General features: G+C 71.5%; 28 protein-coding genes. 7 read left to right on the plus strand and 21 right to left on the minus strand.

Going from position 1 to position 26,254, the window contains the following annotated elements; translation table 11 throughout:
- Window positions 1–12: 12 nt before the first annotated feature.
- The 4 genes from ABZS58_RS27595 to ABZS58_RS27610 all read left to right on the plus strand — a co-directional run bounded on the left by ABZS58_RS27595 (window position 13) and on the right by ABZS58_RS27610 (window position 3,396).
- Complete coding sequence (locus ABZS58_RS27595; protein WP_354786109.1) at window positions 13–162, plus strand: hypothetical protein; 150 nt, start codon at window positions 13–15, stop codon at window positions 160–162.
- Complete coding sequence (locus ABZS58_RS27600) at window positions 141–854, plus strand: DUF2625 family protein (protein ID WP_354786110.1); 714 nt, start codon at window positions 141–143, stop codon at window positions 852–854. Before ABZS58_RS27595 ends, ABZS58_RS27600 begins: the two co-directional genes overlap by 22 nt.
- A 232-nt stretch (window positions 855–1,086) precedes the next feature.
- Window positions 1,087–1,995, plus strand: a complete 909-nt coding sequence (locus ABZS58_RS27605; RefSeq protein WP_354786111.1) for a hypothetical protein — start codon at window positions 1,087–1,089, stop codon at window positions 1,993–1,995.
- A 171-nt stretch (window positions 1,996–2,166) separates the two neighbouring features.
- Complete coding sequence (locus tag ABZS58_RS27610; RefSeq protein WP_354786112.1) at window positions 2,167–3,396, plus strand: serine protease; 1,230 nt, start codon at window positions 2,167–2,169, stop codon at window positions 3,394–3,396.
- Between the two features lie 172 nt (window positions 3,397–3,568).
- Here the strand turns inward: ABZS58_RS27610 and ABZS58_RS27615 are convergent, their stop codons facing one another.
- The 8 genes from ABZS58_RS27615 to ABZS58_RS27650 all read right to left on the minus strand — a co-directional run bounded on the left by ABZS58_RS27615 (window position 3,569) and on the right by ABZS58_RS27650 (window position 9,205).
- Window positions 3,569–3,790 carry a hypothetical protein gene (locus ABZS58_RS27615; protein WP_354786113.1) on the minus strand — a complete coding sequence of 74 codons (222 nt, stop codon included), beginning with the start codon at window positions 3,788–3,790 and terminating at the stop codon, window positions 3,569–3,571.
- 37 nt (window positions 3,791–3,827) lie between these two features.
- Entirely contained in the window at window positions 3,828–4,313 is a 486-nt protein-coding gene (locus ABZS58_RS27620) for a MaoC family dehydratase (protein ID WP_354786114.1), read from the minus strand.
- A gap of 2 nt (window positions 4,314–4,315) precedes the next feature.
- The gene (locus tag ABZS58_RS27625) at window positions 4,316–5,038 is read right to left on the minus strand and encodes an enoyl-CoA hydratase/isomerase family protein (RefSeq protein WP_354786115.1); all 723 of its coding nucleotides are present in this window, start codon (window positions 5,036–5,038) and stop codon (window positions 4,316–4,318) included.
- Window positions 5,035–5,988 carry a zinc-binding dehydrogenase gene (locus ABZS58_RS27630; RefSeq protein WP_354786116.1) on the minus strand — a complete coding sequence of 318 codons (954 nt, stop codon included), beginning with the start codon at window positions 5,986–5,988 and terminating at the stop codon, window positions 5,035–5,037. Before ABZS58_RS27630 ends, ABZS58_RS27625 begins: the two co-directional genes overlap by 4 nt.
- Entirely contained in the window at window positions 5,985–6,713 is a 729-nt protein-coding gene (locus ABZS58_RS27635) for a nitroreductase family protein (protein ID WP_354786117.1), read from the minus strand. Before ABZS58_RS27635 ends, ABZS58_RS27630 begins: the two co-directional genes overlap by 4 nt.
- A 76-nt stretch (window positions 6,714–6,789) precedes the next feature.
- The gene (locus tag ABZS58_RS27640; RefSeq protein ID WP_354786118.1) at window positions 6,790–7,542 is read right to left on the minus strand and encodes a nitroreductase family protein; all 753 of its coding nucleotides are present in this window, start codon (window positions 7,540–7,542) and stop codon (window positions 6,790–6,792) included.
- On the minus strand, window positions 7,539–8,468 hold the full coding sequence (locus ABZS58_RS27645) for a hypothetical protein (RefSeq protein ID WP_354786119.1): 930 nt from the start codon (window positions 8,466–8,468) through the stop codon (window positions 7,539–7,541). The genes ABZS58_RS27640 and ABZS58_RS27645 overlap by 4 nt, the downstream gene beginning before the upstream one ends.
- Window positions 8,469–8,566: 98 nt before the next feature.
- On the minus strand, window positions 8,567–9,205 hold the full coding sequence (locus tag ABZS58_RS27650; RefSeq protein ID WP_354786120.1) for a TetR/AcrR family transcriptional regulator: 639 nt from the start codon (window positions 9,203–9,205) through the stop codon (window positions 8,567–8,569).
- A gap of 458 nt (window positions 9,206–9,663) precedes the next feature.
- Between ABZS58_RS27650 and ABZS58_RS27655 the strand changes: the two genes are divergently transcribed.
- Window positions 9,664–11,208, plus strand: a complete 1,545-nt coding sequence (locus ABZS58_RS27655; RefSeq protein ID WP_354786121.1) for an NAD(P)-binding domain-containing protein — start codon at window positions 9,664–9,666, stop codon at window positions 11,206–11,208.
- Here the strand turns inward: ABZS58_RS27655 and ABZS58_RS27660 are convergent.
- The 10 genes from ABZS58_RS27660 to ABZS58_RS27705 form a co-directional block, all read right to left on the minus strand.
- Entirely contained in the window at window positions 11,192–11,791 is a 600-nt protein-coding gene (locus tag ABZS58_RS27660; RefSeq protein WP_354786143.1) for a nitroreductase family protein, read from the minus strand. The two genes, ABZS58_RS27655 and ABZS58_RS27660, sit on opposite strands and share 17 nt — an antisense overlap.
- Before the next feature lie 143 nt (window positions 11,792–11,934).
- The gene (locus tag ABZS58_RS27665; RefSeq protein ID WP_354786122.1) at window positions 11,935–13,062 is read right to left on the minus strand and encodes a glutamate--cysteine ligase; all 1,128 of its coding nucleotides are present in this window, start codon (window positions 13,060–13,062) and stop codon (window positions 11,935–11,937) included.
- A gap of 11 nt (window positions 13,063–13,073) precedes the next feature.
- The gene (locus ABZS58_RS27670) at window positions 13,074–14,225 is read right to left on the minus strand and encodes a M20 family metallopeptidase (RefSeq protein ID WP_354786123.1); all 1,152 of its coding nucleotides are present in this window, start codon (window positions 14,223–14,225) and stop codon (window positions 13,074–13,076) included.
- Between the two features lie 48 nt (window positions 14,226–14,273).
- The gene (locus ABZS58_RS27675; protein ID WP_354786124.1) at window positions 14,274–14,831 is read right to left on the minus strand and encodes a carboxymuconolactone decarboxylase family protein; all 558 of its coding nucleotides are present in this window, start codon (window positions 14,829–14,831) and stop codon (window positions 14,274–14,276) included.
- Between the two features lie 149 nt (window positions 14,832–14,980).
- A complete protein-coding gene (locus ABZS58_RS27680) occupies window positions 14,981–15,409 on the minus strand; it encodes an ATP-binding protein (protein WP_354786144.1) in 429 nt (142 codons plus the stop codon).
- Window positions 15,367–16,518, minus strand: coding sequence for an FAD-dependent oxidoreductase (locus tag ABZS58_RS27685; protein WP_354786125.1), 1,152 nt, complete (start codon window positions 16,516–16,518; stop codon window positions 15,367–15,369). Before ABZS58_RS27685 ends, ABZS58_RS27680 begins: the two co-directional genes overlap by 43 nt.
- A 14-nt stretch (window positions 16,519–16,532) precedes the next feature.
- Window positions 16,533–16,760, minus strand: coding sequence for an acyl carrier protein (locus ABZS58_RS27690; protein ID WP_354786126.1), 228 nt, complete (start codon window positions 16,758–16,760; stop codon window positions 16,533–16,535).
- On the minus strand, window positions 16,757–18,682 hold the full coding sequence (locus ABZS58_RS27695) for an HAD-IIIC family phosphatase (protein ID WP_354786127.1): 1,926 nt from the start codon (window positions 18,680–18,682) through the stop codon (window positions 16,757–16,759). The genes ABZS58_RS27690 and ABZS58_RS27695 overlap by 4 nt, the downstream gene beginning before the upstream one ends.
- 70 nt (window positions 18,683–18,752) lie before the next feature.
- Window positions 18,753–19,523, minus strand: a complete 771-nt coding sequence (locus ABZS58_RS27700; protein WP_354786128.1) for an AfsR/SARP family transcriptional regulator — start codon at window positions 19,521–19,523, stop codon at window positions 18,753–18,755.
- On the minus strand, window positions 19,520–20,305 hold the full coding sequence (locus ABZS58_RS27705) for an alpha/beta fold hydrolase (RefSeq protein ID WP_354786129.1): 786 nt from the start codon (window positions 20,303–20,305) through the stop codon (window positions 19,520–19,522). Before ABZS58_RS27705 ends, ABZS58_RS27700 begins: the two co-directional genes overlap by 4 nt.
- A 415-nt stretch (window positions 20,306–20,720) precedes the next feature.
- On the opposite strand from ABZS58_RS27705, the gene ABZS58_RS27710 reads away from it, so the two are divergent.
- Entirely contained in the window at window positions 20,721–21,752 is a 1,032-nt protein-coding gene (locus tag ABZS58_RS27710) for a methyltransferase (protein ID WP_354786130.1), read from the plus strand.
- Window positions 21,753–21,808: 56 nt separating this feature from the next.
- Here ABZS58_RS27710 and ABZS58_RS27715 read toward each other — a convergent pair whose 3' ends face one another.
- On the minus strand, window positions 21,809–22,243 hold the full coding sequence (locus ABZS58_RS27715) for a nuclear transport factor 2 family protein (protein WP_354786131.1): 435 nt from the start codon (window positions 22,241–22,243) through the stop codon (window positions 21,809–21,811).
- Between the two features lie 192 nt (window positions 22,244–22,435).
- Here ABZS58_RS27715 and ABZS58_RS27720 point away from each other — a divergent pair, with 192 nt between their 5' ends.
- Complete coding sequence (locus tag ABZS58_RS27720; protein ID WP_354786132.1) at window positions 22,436–22,990, plus strand: helix-turn-helix domain-containing protein; 555 nt, start codon at window positions 22,436–22,438, stop codon at window positions 22,988–22,990.
- 240 nt (window positions 22,991–23,230) lie between these two features.
- On the opposite strand, the gene ABZS58_RS27725 is transcribed toward ABZS58_RS27720, so the two are convergent.
- Window positions 23,231–24,739, minus strand: coding sequence for an MFS transporter (locus ABZS58_RS27725; protein ID WP_354786133.1), 1,509 nt, complete (start codon window positions 24,737–24,739; stop codon window positions 23,231–23,233).
- The gene (locus ABZS58_RS27730) at window positions 24,736–26,238 is read right to left on the minus strand and encodes an FAD-dependent monooxygenase (RefSeq protein WP_354786134.1); all 1,503 of its coding nucleotides are present in this window, start codon (window positions 26,236–26,238) and stop codon (window positions 24,736–24,738) included. Before ABZS58_RS27730 ends, ABZS58_RS27725 begins: the two co-directional genes overlap by 4 nt.
- Window positions 26,239–26,254 lie beyond the last annotated feature (16 nt).

The following is a 26,254-nucleotide window of genomic DNA, read 5'->3' on the forward strand; positions in this document are numbered from 1 at the left end:
GTTCCCTGGCCCGTGATCAGCCGCGCTGACCTCGGCACGGACAGTGCGCTTGCCGAGCCGCAGCGCCCGACCGGCAGCCATGAACATCACGTTGGATGCCCGTTCGCCGCAGTGCGCATCGCGCAGGGCATGATGATCGGATGCGCGGTGTGGAAGAGCTGACAGCGACGCCGGAGCCCGCGTGGCCGGCCCTGGAGGCGCACCTGCTGTCCAATCCGCAGGTCACCATTCTGCCGGTTGCTGCCGGGGCCGGCCGGGACTGTCTGTATCGGCTGCAGGTTTCCAGCCGGTCCCGGCTCGGCGCCTTGGCGCTGCACACCGGCGGGTTGCTCGTCGACGACGGCTGGCTCAGGGTGCTCGGCGGCGGTGATGAGGCCGGCCTGCCGTCGTTGGCGCATGCCAACGGCCTGCCCGGTGACGGTCGACCGCCTGCTTCGCTCGTGGTGGGTCATGACGTCCTCGGTGGGCGGTTCGAGGTCAACGGCGCCGATCCGGCGGCGTCCGGCCGGCCCGGAAACGCCGGCGACGTCTGCTACTTCGCCCCCGACACCCTGGCATGGGAATCCCTCGGCGCAGGTCATGGCGCCTGGCTGTCGTGGATCGCCGAGGGCGGCACAACGCAGTTCTACGAGTCGCTGCGATGGACGGGCTGGCAAGCGGAGACCCGCGCGCTGCCGCTGTCGCACGGCATCACGGTCTACCCGTTCCTGTGGTCCCTGGAAGCGCACCAGGACCTCGCCGCCACCACCCGCGGACCGGCGCCGATGGCCGAACTGTTTTCGCTGCAGGACGAGTTCGCCGCGCGCTTCGCCGCGGAACCGGACACCACCGCGCTGCACATCCGCGTCGACTGAACGGTCGGGTACGACGTTCCGACGACGACCGGCAGGCGCACTCATCGGCGCGAATGGATGCCAGGAACACAAGGCAACCGAGAGGCTCGTCACGGAACGTCGCGGACACTTCGCGGCATGTCAGTGTGGCTGATGTTGGCCTGAGGCATGCCATCCGTGTCGCTTGCCGGGCAAAGGTCAATTGCTGGAATTGAGGCCGAGGGACCTGCGTCGGAGGCGCTAGGTTGTCCGCGTGGTTGATGTTCGCGAGGTGTTGGAGCAGTTGCGCGCCGCAGCGCGTTCGGAAGGGCGCGGGAGAATCCTGCGCCGTCTCGACGACACGCCGGAGACGCTGGCGGCGTTGCGCGCCGTCCGGCGTGACGGTCCTGGACACCTGCGGCTGACAGCGCTCGACGCGCTGGCCTATCTGGGTGGCGAGGCGGCGCTGGAGCCCGCGGACATCGCTTCGGTGGAGCGGCTGGTCCGGATCCGGCGGCGGAACGATGCTCTACGGCCGGTGATGTCGTGCTGGACGTACTGGTGGTGCATCCCCAGTAACGACCAGACAGCGGTGATGGCATCGATCGGCCTGACCGGTCCGCGGCCTGTGACGTATGACCTGGCTTGCAGCGTCATTGACATCCTCGAGCACTGCGATCGCGACGCCGGCAAGGTCTACGTCGGCCCGGCGGTCAACGGCTGGACGCCTGTCGTCGGGCCCGGATGTAACGCCTTCGGCAAACGCCACAACGACGTGAAGGTGACGTTGGAGCGGTTGAGTGCGGAGTACGGGGAGGCCCACGCGTTCTACTTCGGCGCACAGGGGGATGGATCGGCGTGGCTGGTCGCCCGCAACGGCGCCACCGTCCGGCGGTTCAGCAGCATCGATCCGCAGCAGTCGTCCGGTGAACCCTTGCCCATCGAGCGGCAGTGGATGCGGGACAACGGTGTGCCCGGCCGGCCCGAGGAACATCTCGGCCGCGACGACGACTTCAGCGACGAAATGTGGGAGTTCATTGAGGCCAACGACCTCGCGGCCACGATCAGTCTGGACGTCGGCTGGCGCCATCCCACTGACGCCGCGACGTACGGAGGCCCGCTGCTGGCGAACCTGCCGGGCACCAGCCCCGGTCCGCTGCCGCCCGGCAACTACAAACTCTGAGCACCAATCCCATTCCCCGATCGCATGCGCTGTCGTCGGTACGAGCGCGCGATATGAGCAAACTGCTATCTCCAGGCGCGTCGTCGTACGCATCGATACTGTTGTATGTCGTTGCGGTCTCCTGTATGAAGGCGGGAAGCATCTACAGGTGCCGATTCCTGGGGAGGAACGATGAGACATGTACTGCGCTGGCTGCGGACCGCGGCAGTCGCAGGCAGTGCCTGCGTGCTCGGGCTGGGTCTGCTGCCGACGTCGGCCGCCCACGCCGAGGTGCAGCCGGTCGCGCCGGGCTCCGTGCGCGCATCTGCATCGGACCAGTTCTCGGCGGAGGGCGTCACGACCGTCGGCGAACTTCGCACCATCGGCGCCGCGCCGGCCAATGCCGCCACCGGCCGCACACAGGTCATCTCGCATCCCGGCGCGACCTACGTCAAGGTCCACATCAGTGCCCTCCGGCTGGCCCGCGGCGAATACGTCACCGTGTCGAGCCCCGACGGCCGGGAAAGCTACCGGTACGACCGCAACCTGAGCCGGGACACCGGCTCGGACTACACGACCGACGGGCAGCCGGGCTTCTGGGCGATGTCGGTCGAGGGCGACACCGCGGTGGTGACAGTGCACAGCAAGCGAGCTTCCCGTGCGAACGCCGTCACCGTCGACCGCTTCTGGCGGGGCTACGACCAGGCGGAGATCACCCGGTACAACTTCTCCATCATGTCCGTCTGCAGCACCGACGCCCGCCGCGACGTGGTGTGCTACCAGAACAGCCACCCCACCGAGTACGCCCGCGGCCAGGCCGTGGCCCGGCTGCTGATCGGCGGCGGCGGGCTGTGCACCACCTGGCGGGTCGGCAACACCAACCGGATGCTGACGAACAAGCACTGCTTCTCGACGCAGGCCGCCGTCACCGCCAGTGAGATGCAGTTCAACTACCAGTGCGCCACGTGCGGCGGCGGGAATCCCGGAGCCGGCACCAAGGTCAGCGGCGCCACGCTGTACAAAGTGAGCAGCGGCGGCTCGAGCCAGCTGGACTACACGCTGTACTCGGTGAACAATTTCGCCAACATCCAGAGCTTCGGCACGCTCTACCTGGCGACGAGCGCCACCACCACCGGCACGCGCATCTACATCCCGGGCCACGGCGACGGCAACCCGAAGCGACTGTCGATTTTCGAGAACACGCAGAACGGCCCGACCTGCGCCGTGAGCAACGCGAACTACAACACGTACAACATCAGCTACAGCTGCGACACCTCGGGCGGCAACTCCGGCTCGCCGGTGCTGAGCGGCACCCACCGCGTGGTCGCCCTGCACCACCTCGGCGGCTGCCCGGCGAACCAGGGCGCAAAGGCCCACCTCATCTACAACGAGATCGCCGGCCTGATCGACAACAACGGCTGACCCGCCAAGCGGGCGCCCAGCACCGCGGCGCCCGCTTGGCCGGCCCGGGCCGTTTTCAGCAGCACGCAAAGGCGAGTACCTACTGGCCGACCTCACCGCTGAGAGGCGGTTCGGAGGGTAACGTCCGTTTCTGGGTGAGAGCGAAGAGGCCGGGCTCGACTTCGGTGAGGATCTACCGGTAGGGCGAGCTGGTGATGCTCGCGCCGGTCGTATCCGGCCGTGGCGAGGCGAACGCCACGAACGCGCTGATGGTCGAGCGGGCGATCGGCGTGCCGCCCGCGGTCGAGCCGGCCGGCGGGCCCGGGCTCAGTGCCTGGGCGGCGGGCTTCCTGGCGCATCCGTGGGTACTGGCGGTGACGCTCGGGCCGCGCCCGCCCGGCCCCGACGTGCTCATCGGCCGTCGTCGGGGCGAGGGGTCAGGACCGGCGGGGTCAGCTGTAGTAGCGGAAGAGGATTTCCGCGGCGCAGCAGGTCTCGCCGGTCTCGGTGAACTCCACGACCACCGATGCCTTGGCCTGGACGCCGGCGGGGCGGCCGGCTTCGGCATCGATCGGTTTCGCGGACAGGAGGGTGGCGGTGCCCTGGATCTGGACGCCGGGTGGGAGTGGTTTGACGAAGCGGACCCGGTCCATGCCGTAGTTGACGCCCATCGAGTACGTCTGGACCTCGAGGATGTCGGCGAGGAGGCGCGGCACGAGGGCCAGGGTCAGGAAGCCGTGCACGATCGTGGTGCCGAACGGGCCGGAGCGGGCGCGTTCGACGTCGACGTGGATCCACTGGTGGTCCTTGGTGACGTCGGCGAACTGGTCCACCTGGTCCTGGGTGACCACCTGCGGCTCGCTGGCGCCGAGGTCCTGGCCCACCAGTCCGAGCAGGTCGTCGGGGGCGGGCACGGTGGTGAGGCGGACGGGTCGCATGGTCACTCCGGTTCGGTGGCGAGGGCGGCGACGTGCTCGGTGAGGGTGTTCCATTCGCGGTCCCACGCGTCGGCGGCGATGACCGGCCGGGCGACCCGCAGCATCCGCCGCACCGCCGCCGCGTCGAGGGTCGCGATCCGCTCGGCGAGTGCGTCGACGTGCCGGTCGAGGTCCGCCGAGGGGACGACCTCGCTGACGAGTCCGCGGCGTGCGGCCTCCTCGCCGGTCCAGGTCTCGCCGGCGATGAGCAGCCGCCTGGCGAGCGCCGGGCCGACGGCGTGCGGCAGCAGCACGCTGGAGCCCCACCCGGGGACCTGACCGACGGCGATGTGCCGGTCGCCGATCCGGGCGGTGTCCGCGGCGACCGCGATGTCGCAGGCGAGCAGCAGCTCCAGGCCGCCGCCGAAGGCCGCACCGTTGACGGCGGCGATCGTCGGTACACCTGCCGCCAAGACAGCCCGGACCAGCTTCCGGCCCCGGTCCAGGAACGAGCGCAGCGCGGGCAGATCACCGAGGAGCGCCGTGGCCTCGGTGAGGTCGGCGCCGGCGCAGAAGCTGCGGCCGGTGCCGGTGAGCACGAGGGCCCGGACGCCGGGATCCGCGGCTGCGGCGAGCCACTCGTCGAGGCCGTCCATCACCGCGGAGCTGCACGCGTTGCCGGCGCCGGGCCGGTCGATCCGCGCCCACAGCGCCGGGCCGCGACGGGTGATCACGACCGCGGTCATGCGACACGCACGCAGAGTTTGCCGAAGGCGGCGCCGGACAGCATCCGGGCGGCCTGGGTGGACGCCTCGGCGAGGTCGACGGTGCTGTCGACGGCCGGCCGGAGCCGGTGCTCGGTGACGAAGCCGAGCAGCGCCCGGAACTCCTCCAGGGACCCCATCGTCGACCCGTGGACGGTGATCTCCCGGGCGAACAGCCGGGTGAGGTCGAGGCTCGCGGTGAAGCCGCTGGTGCCGCCGCAGACCACGATCGTCCCGCCGACGCGGGTGGAGCGGGTCGAGTGCTCGAACGTCGCGGCGCCGACGGTCTCGATGACGACGTCGGCGGGCTGCGGGGTCCGCGCGCCGGTCTCGAGGGCCGCGGCGGCGCCGAGCGCGAGGGCCCGCTCGCGTTTCTCCGCCGACCGGGAGGTGACGATGACCGTGGCGCCGGCCGCGGCGGCGAGGCTGACCGCGGCGGTCGCCACTCCCCCGCCGGCGCCCTGCACCAGCACCACCTGACCGGGTGCGAGGGCGGCCTTGGTGAACAGCATCCGATAGGCGGTCAGCCACGCCGTCGGCAGGCTCGCCGCCTCCGCCCAGTCCAGATGCTCGGGACGCGCCACGACGTGCCCGGCCGGGACGGCGATGTGCTCGGCGAGCACGCCGTGGCCGGCGTCGGGCAGCAGGGTCGCGTGCGCGACGGCCCGGCCGTCGGACGTGGGCAGCACCGGGTAGACCACGACGTCCCGGCCCTCGGCGACCCCGGCGGCGTCGCTGCCGAGCACGTGCGGGCCGGTGTGCGGGCGGCGGGTGACGCCGCGCAGTGTCCACAGGTCGTGCATGTTGAGCGCGCCGGCCCGCACGTCGACGCGGACCCAGCCGTCGGGGACGGCCGGGGTGTCGAGTTCGCCGACCTGGATGGCGGCGACGGGGTCTGCCGCGGACGGCTCGGTGACGAACGCGGCCCTCACGCGGACGGCTCTGTCGTGAGCGCGGATCCGGCCCGCTCGGTGGCGCCGTTCCAGAACGTCACGTCGGCGAGGTCGGCGCGGGCGGCGGGCCGGAAGTCGAGGCCCTTGGTGTAGGCGACCGGCAGCAGCGTGATCGGCCGCCAGTCCTCGGGCAGGCCGAGCACCTCCTGCACCTGTTTCGCCTTGTGCGCGAGGGCGGTCGCCATCACCGAGCCCAGGCCGCGGGAGCGCAGCGCCAGCTGGAACGACCAGGCGAACGGGAAGATCGAGCCGTAGTAGCCCGACGCCGTGCCGCCGAGCGGGCGCTGCGGGACGGGTTTGGTGCTGCACAGCACGACCAGGACCGGCACCTCCTCGAGGTGGTCGACGAGGTACTTGACGGCCGTCAGGATCCGCGCCTGCCGGTCCTGCGACACCGGGTCGGGCCGCACCGACGGCGACAGCCGGGTGGTCGTCGCCGCCTCACCGCCGGCCAGGGGCCCTTCGACGGTCTGGTGCCAGACCTCGGTGTACAGCGCCCCGATGCGGCGTTTCAGCGCGGGGTCGTCGACCGCGACGACGCGCCAGTCCTCGAGGTTGGAGCCCATCGGTGCCTGCTGGGCCAGGCGCAGGCAGTGCTCCACGACGGCGCGGTCGACGGGCCGGGTGAAGTCCATGCGGCGGCGCACCGCGCGGGTGGTGGTCAGGACCTCGTCGATGTCGGTGATCACGGCGGGGACGCTCATGCCGCCACCTCGCTCCGCTCGCCGGCGCCATGAGGCACCAGACCGCACTGCAACATGATTCGCTCGCAAAACTCGCTCATGTGGTGTCCTCTCCCGTCAGGCGGTCGACGGGTTTGTCCTCGTAGGGCAGCGGGTCGCCCCACCGGTCGAGGAAGGCGACGCTGCTGACGGGCTTGCGGGCGGCGACCTTGAAGTCGGTGCCCTGGGTGTAGGCGATCGGGAGCATGGTGATCTGCAGGGCGTCGTCGGGGATGCCGAGCAGCGCGGCCGCGGCCGCGGCGTGGTGCAGGTGCAGGGTCGTGATGACGGTGCCGAGCCCGCGGGCCCGCAGTGCGAGGTTGAACTGCCAGATCGCCGGATACAGCGACCCGTACACGGCCGAGTGCGTGCCGGGGCCGCCCTTGGCCGGGTTGGGCCGGGTCGCGCACGGGACGACCAGGAACGGCGCCCGGCCGATGTGGTGCGCGAGGTGCTCGGCGCCGCTGAGGATCCGCGCGGTCCGGGCGCTGACCGCGCCGAGCTCGTCGACCCCGCCGAGGCGGCCCCGCACGGTCCGGCTCTCGGTGCCCTCGGCGCTGTGCAGCGGCTTGTGCACGTATTCCAGATAGGCGTCCAGGTACAGCCGGGCCAGCTCGGCCTTCAGGGAGGGGTCGCCGACCACGACCCAGCGCCAGTCCTCGGCGGCGCCGCCGGTCGGGGCCTGCAACGCGAGCTGGAGGCACTCGCCGATCACGTCGATCGGCACCGGGCGGTCGTAGTCCAGCCGCAGCCGCACCGACCGCGTGGTGGTGAGGACGTGGTTGAGGTCCGTGTAGGGAAGCCCGGTCATGCGCTGTAACCCATCAGGTCGGCGATGTGCAGGGTGTCGCAGTACTCGCGGACCTGCGCGATGCCGTCCGGTCGCACGTCGACGACCCACAGGTAGCGGTTCTGGTACCGCAGCCCGCCGCCCAGGGTCGCGTCGCCGCTCGCCTCGATGGCGACGAGCGTGTCGTCGGCGACCCACCGGTGCGCGGTGACCGCGACGGCGGCGGAGGCGTAGGCACCGGAGGCGATCCTGGCCCGCATCGCGGCGAGTTTGTCGGCGATGGCGACGGTGCCGTGGAACGGACCGTTCGCGGCGATGTCGCCGGTACGGTGCAGCCGCCCGCGCTCCCGGTCCCGCCCGGAGTCCGTCCACCACGTGGCGCCGACGCCGAACAGCGCACCGAACGCGGCGATGTCACCGGCCTCCAGGGCCGGCCACAGCGCGAGCGCCAGCTCCTCCGCCCGGCTCTGCGGTCGTTGCGCGCCGGGCGGCGGGACGCGGTCCAGGGTGGTGCGGGGCACCGGGGCGGCGCCGCCGACGACGTGCTGGGCGTGGATGGTGTCGAGGTATTCGCGCACCGACACGATCGCCCCGGCCGCGTCGACGTCGAACACGAACGCGTACCGGTTGGCGTAGTCCAGGCCCGAGGCGTGCACGCCGTGGCCTTCGACCTCGATGACGGACGTGCCGGTCCCGGCGATCACCCGGCGCGGGACCTGCCGGCAGCCGGTCGGGAACGCCTTCGGCCCGAGCGACCGCATCAGGGTGAGCTTGTCGTCCATGAGCATCAGCCCGTGCAGCGGGAACCGTCCGCTGCCGCCGGGCGATACTTCCGGGTCGCCGCCGCGCCGGTCGGGTCCGCTGTCGACCCACCAGGTCGCGCCGGGCGCGCACAGCCGGGCGAGCCCGCCGAGGCTGCCCCGGTCCAGCGCCGTGACGAAGTCCATGCCTGCCCGAACCGCTCGAGTCACGAACCCCCCAATCATTCCGACTGGAAGGTATCTACCACACCGAGTGCGGCCAATTCAAGGGTTCGCCCTGCTCGTCAGGCGTACAGGCCCTCCAGGACCATCGCGCTGAACTGGCGGGCCACCTCGTCGACGCTCAGCGGGCCGCTCAGGTTGAGCCACTGGTACGCCCACGCGCACATGCCGACCAGACCGAACGTCGCGATCCGGGCGTCGACGTCCGCACGGAACACACCGCGGGTGACGCCGTCCTGCACCATCCCGGCGAAGGCCGCCTCGACCAGGTCCCGCTTGCGGGTCACCTCGGCGAACAGCTCCCCCGTCAGGTACCGCCGCTCCTGGTAGAAGATCGTCACGTGCGCCCGGTACTCGGCGACACTGGTCAGACTGAACCGGATCAGCTCCTGGACCCGCACCTTCGGGTCGTCGCTGCCGGCCTCGATCTGCTGGATCGCGGCGAGCTGAGCCTCCAGGTACTCCTCCTGGATGTGCCGCAGCAGGTCGTCCTTGCTCTCGAAGTGGTGGTAGAACGCACCCTTCGTGAGCTGCGCCTGGTCCGCGATCTCCTGCACCGACGTACGGTCGAAGCCGCGCTTCTCGAACAGCTCCAGCGCGCTCGTGATCAGCGATTTCCGGGTGTTCTCCGGGTCGTACCCATCGGGCCACCGCTGCCGGCGGCGGGTCGACTCCGGCCGGGCGGACGTCGCACGAGCCATCTACGGCCTCCTGTGTGTCACTGCGGGACTTGCGAGCCTACCGTCCGGTCGGAACGTTGGCTGCGGAACCCCTCGAACTTTCGTTCGCACAGGGTACGGCGCCGGAGCGCAGTTAGCGAACAAGCAAAGCGCGACGTTTCGGACCGACACGACGAAGCGTCGTTCGTCCGCACCCCGCCGGCAAGCTCGACCGTCACCTTGGTCGAGCAGCCAGGGAACCAGCCGTTGGCGAGGGCGAGACCGAGGACGGCCGCGGTCCAGAAGACCCGTGTCTTGCGCACCGGCACAGTGTGCGGACCTGGGACGGCCATGGGAAGAGCGGCGCCGATGGCGCGTGCGGGTCGGCACCCTGCCGCCTCAGCGGCCCGTCTTCGGCTGGGCCCGGGACGTTGACGTTGACATGCGTCGCCATCCATTCCATGGTGTCGATACAATTCCTCTACGTCGAAAGGCGCGGGATGGCCGACAGCCAACACAGATATGTCATCGTCGGGGCGGGACCCGCCGGCGTCCAACTGAGCTACTACCTGCAGCAGCACGGTGCCGATTACCTGACGCTCGAGCGGGAACACGCGCCGGGCGGGTTCTTCCGCCGGTTTCCACGCCACCGCCGGCTCATCTCGCTCAACAAGGTGCACACCGACAGCACCGATCCGGAGATCCGCCTGCGCTGGGACTGGAACACGCTGCTCAACGACGATCCCGAGCTGCTGTTCACGAAGTTCAGCGACGAATACCTGCCGGCGGCCGACGACCTGGTGCGCTACCTCGCCGAGTTTCAGCGCGTGCACAGGCTCAACGTCCGCTACGGCACGGCCGTGCAGCGGATCACCCGGACCGGTGACGGGTTCACGCTGCGCACCGACCGGGGTGAGGTCCGCGCGGAATGCGTCGTCGTCGCGGCCGGATGGGGACATCCGTTCGTGCCGGACATCAAGGGCATCGAGCACGCCATCGGGTACGAGGACATGGAGATCAACCCGAAGGCGTACGACGACCAGCGGGTGCTGATCATCGGCAAAGGCAACTCCGCGTTCGAGACCGCGTCGGCCATCCTCGGCCGGGCATCGATGGTGCACCTGGCCAGCCGGCAGCCGCTGCGCCTGGCGTGGAACACCAAACACCCCGGGGACGTGCGCGGCCAGTACGGCGCGATCCTCGACAGCTACCAGTTCAAGACCCTGCATTCGGTGCTGGACTGCACGATCGACGAGATCCGGCCCGTCGACGGGCGGTTCGAGGTGCGGATCACGTACACGCACGCCCAGGGCGAGACGGCTGTGCTCGACTACCACACCGTGCTGCGCTGCACCGGCTTCCGGATGGACACCGGCATCTTCGACGACACGTCACGGCCGGAGCTGATCAGGGACGGGCGGATGCCCGGGCTGCGCCCCGACTGGCAGTCCACCAACGTCGACGACCTGTACTTCGCCGGGACCATCGCGCAGGCCCGCGACGTCAAGCACGCCTCGTCGCCGTTCATCGACGGGTTCCGCTACAACCTGCGGACGTTCACCCGGATGCTGCGGGAGCGGTACGAGGGCACGCCGCTGCCGTTCACGGTGGCACAGGCCGATGCGGTGTCGCTGACCAAGCTGATGCTCGACCGGGTCAACTGGAGTTCGGCGCTGTGGACCCAGTTCGAGTACCTCTGCGACGTCTTCGTCCGCGACGACGCCACCGGCGACTTCCACCACTTCGAGGACCTGCCGGAGGACTACGCCGTGGAGCGGTTCGCGGCCGCCACGCACTGGTACACGCTCGCGCTGCGGTGGGGGCGCGACGACTACGGCGACGTCTTCGCGATCGAGCGGCATCCCACGCCGGACCGGGCCCGCGAGAGCGCCTTCATTCATCCGGTGATCCGCCGGTACCGCGGCGGGCACCTGCTGGTCGAGCACCACCTGCTGGAGGATCTGCTGGCCGAGTGGCGCCGGCCCGACCGGCACGTCACACCGCTGACCGAGTTCCTGGAGCAGGACCTCACCAGCGGACCATGACCTCGTCGAGGGGTTTGCGGACAAGGTCGGGGACCCGGGCGTCGCACGCGGGATGGCCGACGGGCATCACCACGTACGGCCGTTCCTCCGGCGGACGTTCGCACACCTCGTTGAGGAAGCGCATCGGGCTGGGTGTGTGCGTCAGCGTGACGAGACCCGCGTGGTGCAGCGCGGTGATCAGCAGGCCGACCGCGATGCCGACGGACTCCTTGACGTAGTAGGGCTTCGGGCTGCGCGGCCCGTGGTGCACCTCGAACACGACGATGACGGCGGGTGCGGTCTCCAGGAACGGCTTGCGCCAGTCGGTGCCGAGCCCGGCGATCGCACCCAGCCACTCCTGCGAGGCACGGCGGTCGTAGAACGCGCGCTCCTCGGCCTCCGCCGCCTCGCGCAGCCGACGTTTGCGCTCGGGGTCGCTCAGCACGACGAACCGCCACGGCTGGATGTTGGCGCCGCTGGGCGCGGTCGACGCGGCCCGGATCGCGGCCTCGATCACCCCGTCGGGGATGGGTTCGGCGGCGAAGTCACGCACGGAGCGCCGCTGCGCCATCCGCTCGGCGAACGCCTCCGCCTCGCGCACCATGTCCGCCGGAAGCCTGCGCTCGTGCCGGACCGGGACCGTGGGTAGCAGGTCTGCGTCGCTCACCTGATGACCTCCCCTGCTCGGTGGGGCCGGTCGCCGCGGCGGCCGACCCCACCAGCGTTGCGGAGACAGCAGATTCGTCCTTATGCAGGCGTGCTGACTTCGCGGCTGAGCACATCCGGCGCGGTGCCGGCGGCGAGCTCGTCGACGACGTCGCTGAGCCGGCCGCGCACCGCCGCCGCGGCCCGCTGACGGGTCGCCCCGTCGCCGTGCGTGGCGAGCCGCGCCAGCCACCCCTCGACCAGGTCGACGTCGCCCGCCTCCTCGAGCGCCGGCCGGGCCAGTGCGGCCAGACGGTCGGCGAGGGCGGCGGCCGGGAGCAGCCGTCCCGTGGTGACGTCGACGCCGTGGCCGCCCATGCCGTCGCGGGCGGCGCGCCAGTACGCGAGCCGCATCAGCTCAGGCAGCGGCCGCGGCCCCTCGTCGCCCCGGTCGACGGCCTCCCCGGCGACGGTGGCGAGTGCCCTGACCAACGCGGCGAGCGCCAGGGACTCCTCGGCGGTGACGGGCACGTCCGCGACCCGCACCTCCAGCGTCGGGTGACTCGCCGACAGGCGCAGGTCCCAGAAGATCGTGCCGCGGTCGACCAGGGCACCCGCGTCGAGCAGCAGGTCCACGTGCTCGTCGTACTGCCGCGCCGAGGTCAGGAACGGCGGCGGGCCGGCGACCGGCCAGCGCCCCCAGGTCACGCCGCGCCAGCTCGCGTACCCGGTGTCGCGCTCGGCCCAGAAGGGCGAGTTGGCCGTGAGGGCGAGCAGCACCGGCAGGTGCGGGCGCAGGTGATTGCCGATCAGCACGGCACGGTCCCGGTCGAGCTGCTCCACGTGGACGTGGACGGCGCAGATCGCGAGCTCGTCGTGCAGCCCGCGGAACGTGGCGTTACCGAGATCCTGGCGCGGCCCCTCGGTGATCGGCGGTGGCACGGCACGGCCGAGCACCGGCGAACCGCTCGCGATCACCCGCAGTCCGGCCGACAGGGCGGCGGACTGCACGGCGGCCCGGGCCTCGGCGAGCTGCGCGCCGAGCACGCTCAGGTCGCGGCACGGGTCGGTGCGGGTTTCCACCTGCAGCTTGGTGATCTCGCCGCCGACCCGGGCGCCGAGCGCAGGGCTCGCGAGGTGCACGACGGCCGCCGCCTCCGGTACGACCTCGCCGCCGGTGTCCACGACGAGGAACTCCTCCTCGACGCCTACTTTTGCAATGCTCGTCATGCTCCCGCACGTTACGGGACCTCGTCGATGGGACGCCCTTGTGCGCACAGCGTGTCGACGAGACCGGCCAGCAGCGCCGCGCGTTCCGGCATGCGGTCGACGCAGACGTACTCGTCGGACGCGTGCGTCCCACCGCCGACCGCGCCCAGGCCATCGAGGGTCGGCACGCCGAGCGCGGCGGTGAAGTTGCCGTCGGACGCGCCCGCGGCGTACGCGCCGCCGAGATCCGGGATGCCGAGACCGCGGGCGGTCGAGCGGGCGAGCTCCAGCAGTGGCCGCGCGAGCTCCTCCGACATCGGGTAACGGTTGATCCCGCCGCCGACGGTGAGCGTCGCCTCGGACAGGAACGGCACCAGTGCGCGGATGGCGTCATCGACGCGTTCGAGCTCGCTCCTCGTCCAGGCCCGGACGTCCACGGCCAGGTGGGCTCTGTCGGGCACCGTGTTGGTGGTGGTGCCGGCGGACAGCAGGGTCGGGGTGACAGAGGTGCCGCCGCCGTCCGTCGCACCGAGCGCGCCCAGCGCGAGGATCTGATGGGCCACCTCGACCGTGGCGTTGACGCCGCGGTGCGGCTCGACGCCGGCGTGCGCGGCGCGGCCCTGGACGGTGAGGCTGTACACGGAGCCGCCCTTCCTGGCCACCTTCACGTCCCCCTCCGGGGTTGCCGCCTCGCAGACGAGGACCGCTGAGGAGCGCCGCGCCTCCCGCTCGATCAACGGCCGGGACGTGACGGAGCCGGTCTCCTCGTCGCAGGTGAGCAGGACGCCTACCCTGGAGGTGTCCTCGATCAGGCGCAGCGCGGCGAACATCTGCACGATGCCGGCCTTCATGTCGCACACGCCGGGACCCGTCGCGATGTCCCCCAGGACGGTGAACGGCCTGGACCGGATCGTGCCGACCGGGAAGACCGTGTCGAAGTGGCCGAGCAGCAGCACCTGCTGGTCCTCGGCCGGCCACAGCAGGTGCGGCAGGCCGTCGACCACGACCCGCTGGGCGGGCCGGCCGAGCACCTGCGATCCCCACCTGGCGAGCAGGCCGGCGCAGGACCTGAGGTGAGGCAGTGCGCCCGGCGCCGACTCGCACGCGACGAGGGTGCCCAGCCGGTCGAGCATGTCCGCACGCAACCGCTGTGCGGCGTCGAGCAGCCGGTGTCCGCGATCCATCTCACGACCATCGCGGACACCGGCGGCGGTGCCCACCTCTGTTGTTGCTCAGGCGGCCGGGATCGCCTGCCCGTAACCGAGCTCGACGACGCGGCGCGCGGACTCGGCGTAGGCGTCGCGGCCCTCGGGGGCGAAGGTGCCCAGGCCGTCGACATACCGGTTGAACATGCAGAACGCGGCGGCGATCAGCACCGTGTCGTGGATCTCCACATCCGTCGCGCCTTCCGCACGGGCCGCCTCGATCAGCTCGGTCGTGACCTCACGGCCGCTGATCTGCACCGCGCCGGCGATGCGCAGCAACGCCCGCAGTTTGGCCGGGACCGGCGCGGTGTCGAGGTCCGCGCGGACCTGGTCGACGAGTGCGTAGCCCTCCTCCAGCTGCACCGCGGCGAACGCCGAATGCGACGAACAGCAGAAGTTGCAGTCATTGCGCCCGGACACATAGGCGGCGATCAACTCCCGCTCACCGGACGGCAGCGAATTCGGGGCGCGCAGCAGCACCTCGGCGAGATCGTTGAGCGGTTTCGCTGTCTCGGGGCGGAATCGCATCGGTCCGGTGATGCCGGGGAACTGCTTCTCGTCGACCCTGAGATCGATGTGCGCCATGGTCCGTCCTTTCGGGGAGCCGTCGCCGCCGCGGGCGTTTCATTGCCGCAGCCACGATCCCATCCCCCACGGGAGAACCGCTTCTTCATTCTTGCGCGGGTGCCGGAAAAGCCGTTTACGAGTTGCGCCGCGCTTGTCCGGCGAGGTAATCACGACAGCGACGGGTGCTGCAGGACGGTCAGCCGGGCGGTGAAGCCCTCCGGCGTGCGCCGCAGGCTCACGTGGTCGCAGATCTGGTGCGTGATCCACAGCCCGTAGCCGGCCGAGTCCTCACTGGGTGCGGGCAGCAGCCCCGCGAACGGGTCCTGCGGGCCGGGTCCGGTGTCGGCGACGGTCACGACCGCGCGTCCGTCGGCCACCCACACCCGCAGGCGCACCGGCGGCCGGCCGTGCCGGTACGCGTTCGCCACGACCTCGCTCACCGCGAGCGTGAGGTCGTCCACCTTCGCTTCCCCGAGGTGGCCCTCGCCGGCGGCGCGGACGATCCGGCGGGCGTCGTCGACCGGCGCGTCGACGCATCCGTCGACCGTCCCGGCTACGCCGGGTGCGTGGCGCCGGAGGCGACGGCCCGGCGCCAGGGGCGCACGGCGGCGGGGGGCATGCCGACGGCCAGGGCGCCGACCAGGGCGCCGTTGCTGCGGTACGTGGCGAGAAAGCGGCGCCGGCGCAGGTCGCCTTCGACGATCTCGACGGTGTCGTGACCACGCAGGTAGCCGTAGGCGTGGATCTTCATGTCGTACTGCTCGGACCAGAAGTACGGCACCGGCGCGAAAGGTCTGCGTGCGGACGGGTGCAGCAGGTTGTGGGCCGCCGCCATGCCCTGCTCGGCGGCGTTGGTGCGGTGCTCGATGCGCATCGTCACGCCGAAGCGCGGGTTGTGCCAGCGGGCGACGTCACCGGCGCCGTACACGCCAGGGGTGGCCGCGCTGTACCGGTCGCAGACCAGCCCGTCGGCCACCTCCAGGCCGCTGCCGTCGAGCCACTCGGTGTTGGGCAGCGACCCGATCGCGACCAGGATCTCGTCGGCCTCGACCTGCTCGCCGCCGGCCAGGCGCAGCCCGCCCTCGGCGGTCTCGGCGACCGTGACACCGGTGCGCAGGTCCACGCCGTGCTCGCGGTGGACCTCGGACAGGACCCGGCCGATCGTCTCGCCGACCGCGTGCGACAGCGGCACCGGTGCGGGCTCGAGCAGCACCACCTCGCAGCCGAGGCCGCGGGCCACGGCGGCCGCCTCGGCGCCGAGGAAGCCCGCGCCGACCACCGCGAGCCGGCGGCCCGGGCCGAGCCGCGCGCGCAGGGCGACCGCGTCCTGCACGGTCCGCAGCACGTGTGCCGCCGCGCCCGGCAGCCGGCGGGGGCGCACGCCCGTCGCCACGATCAGCCCGTCGTAGGCGACCTGCCCGCCGTCGGCCAGCCGGATCGACCGGGCTGCGACGTCGAGTCCGGTGGCGCCGACGCCGAGACGCACGTCGAGGTCGAGCGCGGCGACCTGCGCCTCGGTCCGCAGGTGCAGCCGCTCCGGTTCCCAGGCCGAGGCCAGGATCTGCTTGGACAGCGGAGGCCGGTCGTACGGTGGGTGCGACTCCTCACCGACAAGGGTGAGCGTGCCGGCGAAACCCTCGCGGCGCAGGGTTTCCGCGGCGGCCAGGCCCGCGGCCGACGCGCCCACCACGACGATCCGGTCCATCGCGCCGCCCGCGCTCACCGCCGTGCGGCGAGCAGATAGATCTCTTCCAGGTTCGCCGCCTCGAGCACGCGCGCCAGCGACATCTGCCGGCCGCTGCTGCGCTCGACCGCCGCGATCAGCGTCAGGAGGTGCATCGAGTCCCAGCCTGCGAGCTGGTCGAAGCTCCGCGCCGCCTCCTGTGCAGAAACCCGCAGACCGAGCTCGGTCTCGACGAGCAGCAGGAAGTCGTCGATCGTGTTCATGACGCGTCCGCTCCCAGCTCGTTGATGAGGGTAACCGCCTCGGGCGGCGCGGCGATCCGCGCGAGATCGTGGCGGAAGGTGACCGTCGCTCCGTCGTCGCCCAGCTTCCGGAAGCCGTTGCGCGGGTAGAAGTCCTTCACCATGCCGTTCTTCGCGGTCGCCCGGTACGTGCCGAACATCGCGTCCGCGCCGGTGGCGTGCGCGTGGTGCAGCAGCGCGGTCAGGCAGGCCTGCTCGATGCCGCGGGAGAACGCGCGGCAGCTCAGCAGGAAGTTGTCGATGTGCAGGGCGGTGCCGGTCCGTCGCAGGAACACCGCACCGACCAGACCGTTGTCGCCGAAGCGGTCGCCGGCGTGGATCGCCAGGACCGGCGAGTCCGCAGCGCCGAGACGGTCGTGCACGTCGGGCGTCTGCAGGCGCTTCGTGGTCAGGTTGAACTGGTTCGTCCGGAGCGTGATCTGCGAGACGCGGGCCGCCTCCGCCTCGGTGGCCGGGGCGAGCCGGACCCGGACGTCCAGCTCCCGCAGGTAGTCCTCGATCGAGTCGAACGTGTCGAGGAAGCTCTTGCGGGCCAGGTCCTCGCGATACCGGACGGGTCGGACCTTGTCCTCGTCCGTCAGCTCGCGGACGTCGAACCAGCCGTCCTCGAGGAGCCTGGTGACATGCCCGGTCGGCTCGTCGTCGAGCGCGAGCACCCGCACGCCCGGGAGCGCGTATCGCACCAGGCCGCATTCGTACGCGCTGTCGTCGGCGAACACGAAGCTGTCGACACCCAGGTTCAGCGTGTCCGCGAGGGCGGCCAGGTTCTCGTGCTTCGGCCGCCAGTTGGCGATCACGTGCACGAAGTCGTCCTGGCGCAGGAGCATCCGCGGGTGTTCGCGCAGCGCCTCTTCGACCGGTTCGATGTCGTTCTTGCTCACCGCGGCCACGAGCACACCCTGCGCGCCGATCTGCTTGACCACCCGCTGGAACTCGTTGAACGCCTCACCCCGGTAACTGTCGGCCACCTCGATGCCCGCGACGCCGTCCTCGCCCAGCACGCCTCCCCACACCGTGCCGTCCAGGTCGAGCACCAGCACCTTCTTGGTCAGGCCGGCGATGTTGCGGGCCAGATGGCCCACCTCGCGGGCGTAGGCGGCCAGCAGACCGGACGACAGGTGCGCCTTGGCGTAGACGGACATCTGGATCTCGCTGGCCGCGACGTCACCGGCGAGCAGCGGATCGAGATCCACCGTGATGACCGACGGGAACTCGTCGGTGAGGCGGAGCAGCCGCATGTTGGCCTCGCGCCAGAGCGCGCCGAGCCGGGCACGGGACCGGTGGTCGACGAGCTGCATGGTGAAGCGTCGCAGGGACGGCATGGTGTTGAGGACGAGGCTGCCCCGTCCCCGCGCCGCGAACTTCGCCGCCAGCTGCTCGACGAGGCGGACCTTCTCGTCCAGGACGCGTCCGACGTCCGCCGGCCGCCAGGGCGTCGGCACCTCGTCGAAGACGACCATCGGGTCCAGCACGCAGAGCACGAGATCGGGATCGGTCGCGTACAGCGCGCTGCCCGGGTCGCCGAGGTCGAAGACGTAGCCGTCGAAGTCGGCCAGGACCGGCTGACTCAGCAGCCCGTGCCGCGCCAGCTCGGCGGTCAGCACCGGGCGCAGCGCCGACAGCGTCCCGTGCCCGGTGATCGCCACCGTCATGGCCGGCGTGCCGGGGTGCTCACGCAGCACGTCCTCGGGGGCGAGCCGCGTCAGCAACTGCCCGGCCCGCGCCAGTTCCGCTCCCGGCAGGTCCGCGAGCAGGCCTTTGACGCGTGGGTACTCGGCGGCGAGCCGCCCGGCCCGATGCAGCCGCAACAGCTCCTCCGGGCCACCGCTCGGCTCGCTCGGCGACTGCCCGCGCGTGCGGGCCCGATCCTCGAAGACGTCCATCTCACTCCTCGCTGGACCGACCTGCGTCGATCCTCAGCGGTCGGGCTAAAGGGCGGCTAACAGGCGCGTCTCAGCTGGCCCGGAACCGGCCGGCCTGGTAATCGGCCGACAGGATCGCGCGTTGCAGGTCCTGCAGTGCCCGGCAGGGCTCGAGTCCCAGCTCCTCCTTGAGGGTCAGGCGCGCGGTCTGGTAGACCTTCAGCGCGTCGGCCTGCCGGTCCGAGCGGTACAGGGCGAGCATGAGCTGGCGGTAGAAGGCTTCGCGGAGCGGGTTCTCCACGGTCAGGGAGTACAGGCGCCCGATCACCTCACGGTGCCGGCCCAGCGTGAGACAGGACTCGATCAGTGCCTCCGTGCACTCCATCCGGGACTCCGTCAGCCGCACCGCGAATCCGCTGAGAATGGGGCCGAGACCGAGACCGATCAGCACCGGTCCCCGCCACAGCGCGAGCGCCTCCTCGAAGTGGGCGATGGCCTGCCGGTGACGTTTCTCCCTGGCGTGTTTGCTGCCGAGCCGCGTCAGCCGCTCGAAGAGCTGGTAGTCGAGCTCGTCGTCCTGGGGGTCGAAGACGTATCCCGGGGAGATCGTGACGATCGGCGCCTCGGCGCCCCGGAAGCGGGTCAGGAACTTGCGGACCTGCGACGTGTACACGTGGATGCCGGCAGCGGCCCGTCCGGGGATGTGCTCACCCCAGATCTCGTCCATCAGCTGGCTGGCGGAGATGATCTGGTTCGGCCGGCTCAGCAGCACGGCGAACAGGGTTTCGACCTTCTGCGCGCCGATGGTGGCGGCGCGCGGTCCATCGCTGACCCTCAGACGGCCGAGAATCTCATATCTCATACGACCTCCTGCCCGTGGAGCCGAACTGACATCTCGGACAAGGTGCTGCGGATCGTGTCGATGACCTCTGCCCGGGCGGTGTTCAGATAGAAGTGGCCGCCCGGAAAGACTTTGACGTCGCACGGACCGGCAGTGTGATGACGCCACGCCGCCGCCTCGTCGACGGAGGTCTGCGGGTCGGCGTCACCGACCAGGACCGTCACCGGACACCGGACCGTCGCACCGGGCTCGGCCGTGTAGGTCTCGATCGCCCGGTAGTCCGCCCGGACGGTGGCCACGATCGACGCCCGGACCTCCTCGTCCTGCAGCAGTTGCGGACTGGTCGCTCCCATCCGCAGCAGCTCCGCGACGATGCCCGCGTCATCGCGCTGATGGATCCGGTCCGAGCGGCGGCAGGACGGCGCGCGGCGCCCCGAGGCGAACAGGTGCACCGGGGTGCGAAGGCCGGCCGACTGGAGCCGCCGTGCCGTCTCGAAGGCCACGACGGCGCCCATGCTGTGGCCGAAGAACGCGAAAGGGCGGTCAGAGTGGTCCAGCAGCGCGTCGGCCACCCCGGCGGCGAGGTCGGGCACATTGTCGACGCGGCGTTCCCGGCGCCGCTCCTGCCGGCCCGGATACTGCACCGCCAGGACCTCGACATCGGGCGCCAGCGCTGCCGAGAGCGGAAAGTAGTAGGTGGCCGATCCACCGGCATACGGAAAGCAGACGAGGCGTGCCCCACCTTCGGCCGCCCCGTGAAAGCGCTGAATCCACATGCTCTTCGCAGCCATGTCGCGCGACATCGTCTCCCCGTCTCGAGAACCCGCGCCTGGTGCCTGCGGTTGAGTCCGGCGGGTGCCACTCCCGGCGGCGGACGCCGCTCGAGGTCGAGCGACATCCGCGGCGCCGGCCGGCGGTGGACCCGTCTCACACCAAGCATCGCCGTGCGGCAGATGACGGCGACTCAGCGGTCATCCGCACTGAACCAACGCTAAGTAGCACCTGGGTGACCGGAAACCCCTAGGCGCCTCGCGGATGCGCGGAGCGGGAGGCAACGCCACCCCTATCCCCCGGAAGCGGCCACCTACGGGCGGCGGCACTGTCCCAGGGCCGCCCGCTCGGAGTTAGCCAGACCTTAGCCCACCCGGCCAGGCTGGCGAGAAAGCCGATCCGCCGCCAGGGACCAAGGCGGGCCAAGCCGTAATGGAGGTCCGAACGATGACGTCACCCGTCGCGCCGCTCGATGACTTGTCCGGGTTCCTCGCGATCGCCAACAGATTCGCCGAGGCGCGGTGTCTGCTGGCCGCCGACGAGCTCGGCCTGTTCGACCTGCTCAAGACCGGTCCGATGACCACCGATGAGATCTGCGCGAAGCTCGGCGTGCGGGAGCAGGCCGCGCCGGACTTCCTGAACGTCCTTGCGGTGCTGGGTGTGCTGCGCAAGACCGGGGACGAGGAGTTCGCCAACAGCCCGGCCGCGGCCCGCTACCTGGTGCCCGGCGCCCCGGACTACATGGGCGGCATGCTCAAGTACTACAACAAGTCCCTCTATGCCGCCTGGGAGAACCTCACCGGGCTGCTGACCCGCTCCGACGAGGCCGGGTCCACGGACGGCAACGCCCGCGAGAACTTCAGCGCGATCCTCGACGATCCGGCCCAGGCGCGCCACCTGCTGGAGATGATGAAGGAGGTCAACAAGCTCACCGGCCCCGCGCTGGTCGAGGCGATCGACTGGAGCGGCTACGACTCGGTGGTGGATCTGGGCGGCGCCGACGGCCGGCACCTCACCACGATCGCCTCGGCGCACCCGCACCTGCGCGGCAGCGTGTTCGACCTGCCGCAGGTGCGGCCCTTCGCGCTGGAGCAGATCGCCGCCGCCGGCCTGGAGGGCCGGGTCGAGTTCCACCCCGGCAACTTCTTCGCCGACGAGTTCCCGCCCGCCGACGTCTTCATCTTCGGGCACATCCTGCACAACTTCGCGCCGGAGACACGGTACGCGCTGGTCGCCAAGGCATACGCGGCACTGAACCCCGGCGGCACGATCCTCGTGATCGAGCGCATGGTCGACGAGCAGCGGGAAGTGCTGCCGAGACTGATCGAGAGCCTCCACCTGTACGTGATCAGCGACGGCGGCGGCAGCGACTACCGGGCGTCGGACTGTCAGCGGTACCTGACGGCCGGCGGGTTCACGGACACCGCCGTGCACGCGCTCGCCGACACGGAGACCCTGGTGACCGGTCACAAGCGCTGACGGGCCGGGCGAGTGTGCCGACCGGCGCCCGCCGGTCGGCACGGACCACGACGTGCCTACGCGTGGCCGCGATCGGCGCCGGCCGCGGCGGCGAGCGCCTCCGCCACGGGCAGCGGGTTGAGATAGTCGCGGTAGGACTGGATCTGACCGTCCCGGACCCGGAACACGGCGATGACGGTCTGCTCGAACGGCTCGCCCGTGGCGACGACCGCGCCGTGCGCTTCGTATTCGGCGATGACCACTTCCGGGTCGGCGGTCTCGTGCACCACCAGGTCGCGGTACTCGTCGAACCTGACGAACGGTTGGGCCGTCGCCGTCAGGAACTGGCGGATGTCCTCCCGGCCCTGCACCCGCCCGGGCGTCCCCGGCGGGTGGAACGGCCACTCGATGTAGCCGTCGGGAGCCATCAGCTCCACGAACGTCTCGGCGTCCATCTGGCGACCCGCGCGCAGCATCTGGTCGACGATCTCACGCGACGTAACGGTCATCATCTGCCTGCCCCCTCATGCTTCAGCGTCCGTTGACCGGTTCAACGATCACCGAAAACCCGAGCGACCGGACACATTTCCGCAAATCAGCACGAAGAGGTCACCCCTGGCCGCTACCTTGCCGCCGGCACGCGGCGATGCGATTACCGACCGGCCGTCAAGTAGCGTATTCTCGTCATCAGGGAGGGTGATCTTGTGGCTGCGGCTGAGCGGGACGGCGTGCGGACCCGAGCGCGGATCCTGGCGCTCGCGCAGCAACTCTTCGCGGCGCACGGGTTCGCCGGGACGTCCATCGCGGACATCGCGCGCGTGCTGGGCACCAGCAAGGCAGCGCTGTATTACCACTTCAAGTCCAAGGACGAGATTCTCGAGGCGCTCGTCACCGAGCCCGTCTCGGCGTATGCGGCTCTGGCCGAGCGTTGCGAGACGGAGCGGGTGAGTGCCAAGGAGCTGGTCGGCGCGCTGATCGACCTGACGGTGGAGACCCACACGGTCAACGCGCTGCTGATCAACGATCCGTCCATCAATGCCGTGCTGCGCCGCCTGTATGACGTCGAGGGCCATGTCCAGACGTTCGTCCGGTCGCTGGCCGACGGCGATACCACCGAGGCGGGCCGGGCCCGGGCCTGGGCGGCGTTCGCGGTGGCCAAGCAGGGCACGTTCTGGGCGGTGCAGGCCGGCGACGGAACACTCTCGCCGACCGCCAGGGAGGAATTCCTCACCGCCGCGCTGCGCTGCCTGGAGCCGTGACACCCGTCGTCGCGGATCACCGGCGCCGGAGCGCTTTTCCGGACCCGCGGCCGTAGCACCCGGGTCACACACGCCTGATGCCGGCGCCCGGTCATCCAACCGAGCCCTCAGCGCCCCTCAGTCCGGTCCAGGGGACTCGTCGCGCCCCGCTCAGCGCCCCGCAAGCCCCGCGCGCCCCGCACACGCCCCGCGAGCCCGCAAGCCGCCCCTCAGTGCCCCGCAAGCGCTCCTCAGCGCCCCTCAGCGTCCCGAGGTCGTGTCGTCGCGTTGCCGGGTCGGCCGCTCGGGCAAGAGCATCGCGAGCACGGCGAGCGCGGCCAGCAGCACGGCGCCGCCGCGCAGCGAGGTGGCGACGCCCTCCGTGAAGGCGGCGGCCGCGAGGGAACCCGTCGCACCGGCGGCGAGATCGACGACCGAGGCATGCGCCGCCGCCGCGCCGGAGCCGGCCAGGCCGTTGGTGAAGATCGTGGCGACGGCGAGGCCGCCGACCGCCACGCCCAGCGCACCGCCGATGTGGCGCAGCGCGTTGACGACACCCGGCCCGTTCGCCGCGGAGCGCTCCGGCAGCGCGCCGAGCGCCGCGACCAGCGCGGGCGCCTGCGGCAGTCCGGCCCCCAGACCCACCAGCGCCAGCGCCGCCACGAACAGCGCGTAGCCCGGACGGTCCACGACCAGGGAGAACAGCGCGAGGCCTACGGCGAAGACCAGCAGGCCGCAGATCACCGTCCAGCGCACGCCCAGCCGGCGGGTCACCCGCTCGGTCACCAGGGAGGCGACACTGGCCATCGCGGCCAGCGGCACCAGCAGCAGCGCCACCATGAGCGCACTGGCGCCGCGCACCACCTGCAGGTACACGGGCAGCAGGAAGAGCAGCCCGGTCCAGGCGAAGTTGACCGACGAAATGGTGAGCTGCGACCAGATGAACCCGGGCCGGCGGAGCACCACCAGGTCGATCAGGGGATCGACCGCCGTGCGTTGCCGCCGGACGAACGCGGCGAGCGCCGCCACCACGGCCGCCAGGCACGCCATGAGCTGCCAGCCGGGCCGGGCGCCGGCGAACGCGGCGAACAGCGCCGTCGCGGCGCACGCCGCCAGACCGATTCCGATCAGGTCGGGGCGGCGCCCCCCACCGGCACGGGTCTCCGGGGTGAGCCAGAGCACGAACGGCACCACCAGCGCCACGATCACGGCGTCCAGCACGAACAGCGAGCCGTACCAGGCGCGGTCCAGCAGCGCGCCACCGATGATCGGGCCGAACGGCGTGGTGGCCGACACGAACGCCGCACCGGCCGCGAAGGCGCGCTTGCGCGACTCCGGCGGAAACATCGCCGAGATGATGCTCACCCAGGCCGGAAGCACCACGGCGGCGCCGACGCCCATCGCGACCCGGGCGGCGATGAAGACACCCGCCCCGGGCGCCCACGCGGCGACGACCGCCCCGACGCCGAACAGCGTGAACCCGGCGGCGAGGGTTCGCCGGTACCCCCAGCGACCGCCGACCGCTGGCACGACGAGCATGCAGACGCCGCAGACGAGCAGGTAGCCGCCGACGGCCCATTGCGCGCCCACCCAGGTGATCGACAGCTCCCGAGTGATCTTGGTGAGGTCGATGCCGATCATCGTGATGTCCATGAACGGCACGAGCACGCAGACGGACACGACGGCGACGGCCGCCCAGCGCCGCCGCTCCGCGCCGCCGGGCGGCCGCGTGGCCGCCGCCGACGGCGCCGGGCCGGTGAGCCGGCTCACGCGGCCCCCGCCACTCCCGCGGCGCTGCCGGACCGTCCGGCCGCCGGTTCGGCCGCCGAGCCGAACCAGGTGTGCAGCGCATCGACCAGCGCGCCGTCGCCGGTGCCGCCGTGCCACACCACGTGACCGTCCGGCCGGAGGAGGAACGCCGCGGGCGGCAGCTCGGCGACCGGGTCGGCGTGCACGATGTCGACCCGGCCGGTCCAGCCGCGGGCGGCGGCCAGGTCGGCGTGCGGCGACAGGTCGAGCAGGACCCCACGCCCGGAGCGCAACGTGCCCAGCACCGTGGTCGCGCCGCCGGCGGTCGCCAGCGCCGCGTCCGGGAGCCGCCGCCCGAGCCACGGGTCGTCCTCCGCGCCGGCCACCGGATACCGCACGTCGGTGCCGGACATCCGCCCGGCGAGGTAGTCGTGGACGTCGTCGAACTCGAGCAGCCGGGACAGCAGCGCACGGGCCGGTGCCATCCGGTCGTGCGGGAAGGTGAGAGAGATCTGCGCGCGGACGTTGGTGCAGACGAACTCGCCGACCGGGTGCCGCTCGGCGTGGTAGGTGTCCAGCAGCCCGGGCGGTGCCCAGCCGTTGACGGTGGCGGCGAGCTTCCAGCCGAGGTTGGCGGCGTCCTGGATGCCGGTGTTCATCCCCTGCGCGGCGAGCGGGAAGTGGATGTGCGCGGCGTCCCCGGCGAGGAACACGCGGCCTGCACGGTACCGGTCGGCGAGCCGGGTCGCGTCGCCGAACTTGGACGACCAGTGCGGTTCGCCGACCTCGACGTCCAGACCGGAGATGTCCCGGACCATGACGCGCAGGTCCTCGGAGGTCAGGTGCTCGACGTCGCCCTCGGGCGGCTCCTCCCGGATGAACATCAGCCGGGTCAGCCGGTCGTTGAGCGGGATGACCGAGAACCATCCCCGCGGCGTGATGATCGCCTCGCGGATGGGGAACGGCGCGTCGAAGGCGTCGACGTCGGCGAGCACGCCCCACAGGGAGGAGGGCGGGCCGGGGAAGCCGATGCCGGCGAGCCTGCGCACGACGCTGTGCCCGCCGTCGCAGCCGACCAGGTAGGCGCCGGGCAGCTGGTACTCGTCGCCGTCGGCGCGGACCGTCACCTCGACCCCGTCGTCGTCCTGCGTGAGCCCGGCCACCTCGTGCCCTCGGCGGATGTCCGCGCCGAGCCCCACGGCGGCCTTCTCCAGCAGCGCCTCAACGCGGGACTGCGGGGCATGCAACGTGTACCTGTGCCGGCCGTCGAGCCGGTGCATGTCCAGCGGCAGCCCGGCGTAGTGACCGTTCGGCCAGACGACCCCTTCGGCGAGGAACGGGTCGAGCAGCCCGCGCTGGTCGAGCACCTCGGCCGAGCGCGCGTGCAGGGCGAGCGCCCGCGACTGACCGGTCGGCTCGGGGAGCCGCTCGAGCACGACGGTCGGCACACCGGCGATCCGCAGCTCGCAGGCGAGCATCAGGCCCGTGGGGCCGGCGCCCGCGATCACGACAGGGGTCATGTGTCCTCCTTGGTCA

The organism is Dactylosporangium sp. NPDC005555 (assembly GCF_040605635.1).
Classification (GTDB): domain Bacteria; phylum Actinomycetota; class Actinomycetes; order Mycobacteriales; family Micromonosporaceae; genus Dactylosporangium.

Excerpts from the sequence above, each read along its gene's own strand:
- ABZS58_RS27600 (WP_354786110.1), top strand. The coding sequence starts at position 141 with ATGCGCGGTGTGGAAGAGCTGACAGCGACGCCGGAGCCCGCGTGGCCG.
- ABZS58_RS27610 (WP_354786112.1), top strand. The coding sequence starts at position 2,167 with ATGAGACATGTACTGCGCTGGCTGCGGACCGCGGCAGTCGCAGGCAGT.
- ABZS58_RS27615 (WP_354786113.1), bottom strand. The coding sequence starts at position 3,790 with ATGAGCACGTCGGGGCCGGGCGGGCGCGGCCCGAGCGTCACCGCCAGT.
- ABZS58_RS27620 (WP_354786114.1), bottom strand. The coding sequence starts at position 4,313 with ATGCGACCCGTCCGCCTCACCACCGTGCCCGCCCCCGACGACCTGCTC.
- ABZS58_RS27625 (WP_354786115.1), bottom strand. The coding sequence starts at position 5,038 with ATGACCGCGGTCGTGATCACCCGTCGCGGCCCGGCGCTGTGGGCGCGG.
- ABZS58_RS27635 (WP_354786117.1), bottom strand. The coding sequence starts at position 6,713 with ATGAGCGTCCCCGCCGTGATCACCGACATCGACGAGGTCCTGACCACC.
- ABZS58_RS27640 (WP_354786118.1), bottom strand. The coding sequence starts at position 7,542 with ATGACCGGGCTTCCCTACACGGACCTCAACCACGTCCTCACCACCACG.
- ABZS58_RS27645 (WP_354786119.1), bottom strand. The coding sequence starts at position 8,468 with ATGGACTTCGTCACGGCGCTGGACCGGGGCAGCCTCGGCGGGCTCGCC.
- ABZS58_RS27650 (WP_354786120.1), bottom strand. The coding sequence starts at position 9,205 with ATGGCTCGTGCGACGTCCGCCCGGCCGGAGTCGACCCGCCGCCGGCAG.
- ABZS58_RS27655 (WP_354786121.1), top strand. The coding sequence starts at position 9,664 with ATGGCCGACAGCCAACACAGATATGTCATCGTCGGGGCGGGACCCGCC.
- ABZS58_RS27660 (WP_354786143.1), bottom strand. The coding sequence starts at position 11,791 with ATGGTGCGCGAGGCGGAGGCGTTCGCCGAGCGGATGGCGCAGCGGCGC.
- ABZS58_RS27665 (WP_354786122.1), bottom strand. The coding sequence starts at position 13,062 with ATGACGAGCATTGCAAAAGTAGGCGTCGAGGAGGAGTTCCTCGTCGTG.
- ABZS58_RS27670 (WP_354786123.1), bottom strand. The coding sequence starts at position 14,225 with ATGGATCGCGGACACCGGCTGCTCGACGCCGCACAGCGGTTGCGTGCG.
- ABZS58_RS27675 (WP_354786124.1), bottom strand. The coding sequence starts at position 14,831 with ATGGCGCACATCGATCTCAGGGTCGACGAGAAGCAGTTCCCCGGCATC.
- ABZS58_RS27685 (WP_354786125.1), bottom strand. The coding sequence starts at position 16,518 with ATGGACCGGATCGTCGTGGTGGGCGCGTCGGCCGCGGGCCTGGCCGCC.
- ABZS58_RS27690 (WP_354786126.1), bottom strand. The coding sequence starts at position 16,760 with ATGAACACGATCGACGACTTCCTGCTGCTCGTCGAGACCGAGCTCGGT.
- ABZS58_RS27695 (WP_354786127.1), bottom strand. The coding sequence starts at position 18,682 with ATGGACGTCTTCGAGGATCGGGCCCGCACGCGCGGGCAGTCGCCGAGC.
- ABZS58_RS27700 (WP_354786128.1), bottom strand. The coding sequence starts at position 19,523 with ATGAGATATGAGATTCTCGGCCGTCTGAGGGTCAGCGATGGACCGCGC.
- ABZS58_RS27705 (WP_354786129.1), bottom strand. The coding sequence starts at position 20,305 with ATGTCGCGCGACATGGCTGCGAAGAGCATGTGGATTCAGCGCTTTCAC.
- ABZS58_RS27710 (WP_354786130.1), top strand. The coding sequence starts at position 20,721 with ATGACGTCACCCGTCGCGCCGCTCGATGACTTGTCCGGGTTCCTCGCG.
- ABZS58_RS27715 (WP_354786131.1), bottom strand. The coding sequence starts at position 22,243 with ATGATGACCGTTACGTCGCGTGAGATCGTCGACCAGATGCTGCGCGCG.
- ABZS58_RS27730 (WP_354786134.1), bottom strand. The coding sequence starts at position 26,238 with ATGACCCCTGTCGTGATCGCGGGCGCCGGCCCCACGGGCCTGATGCTC.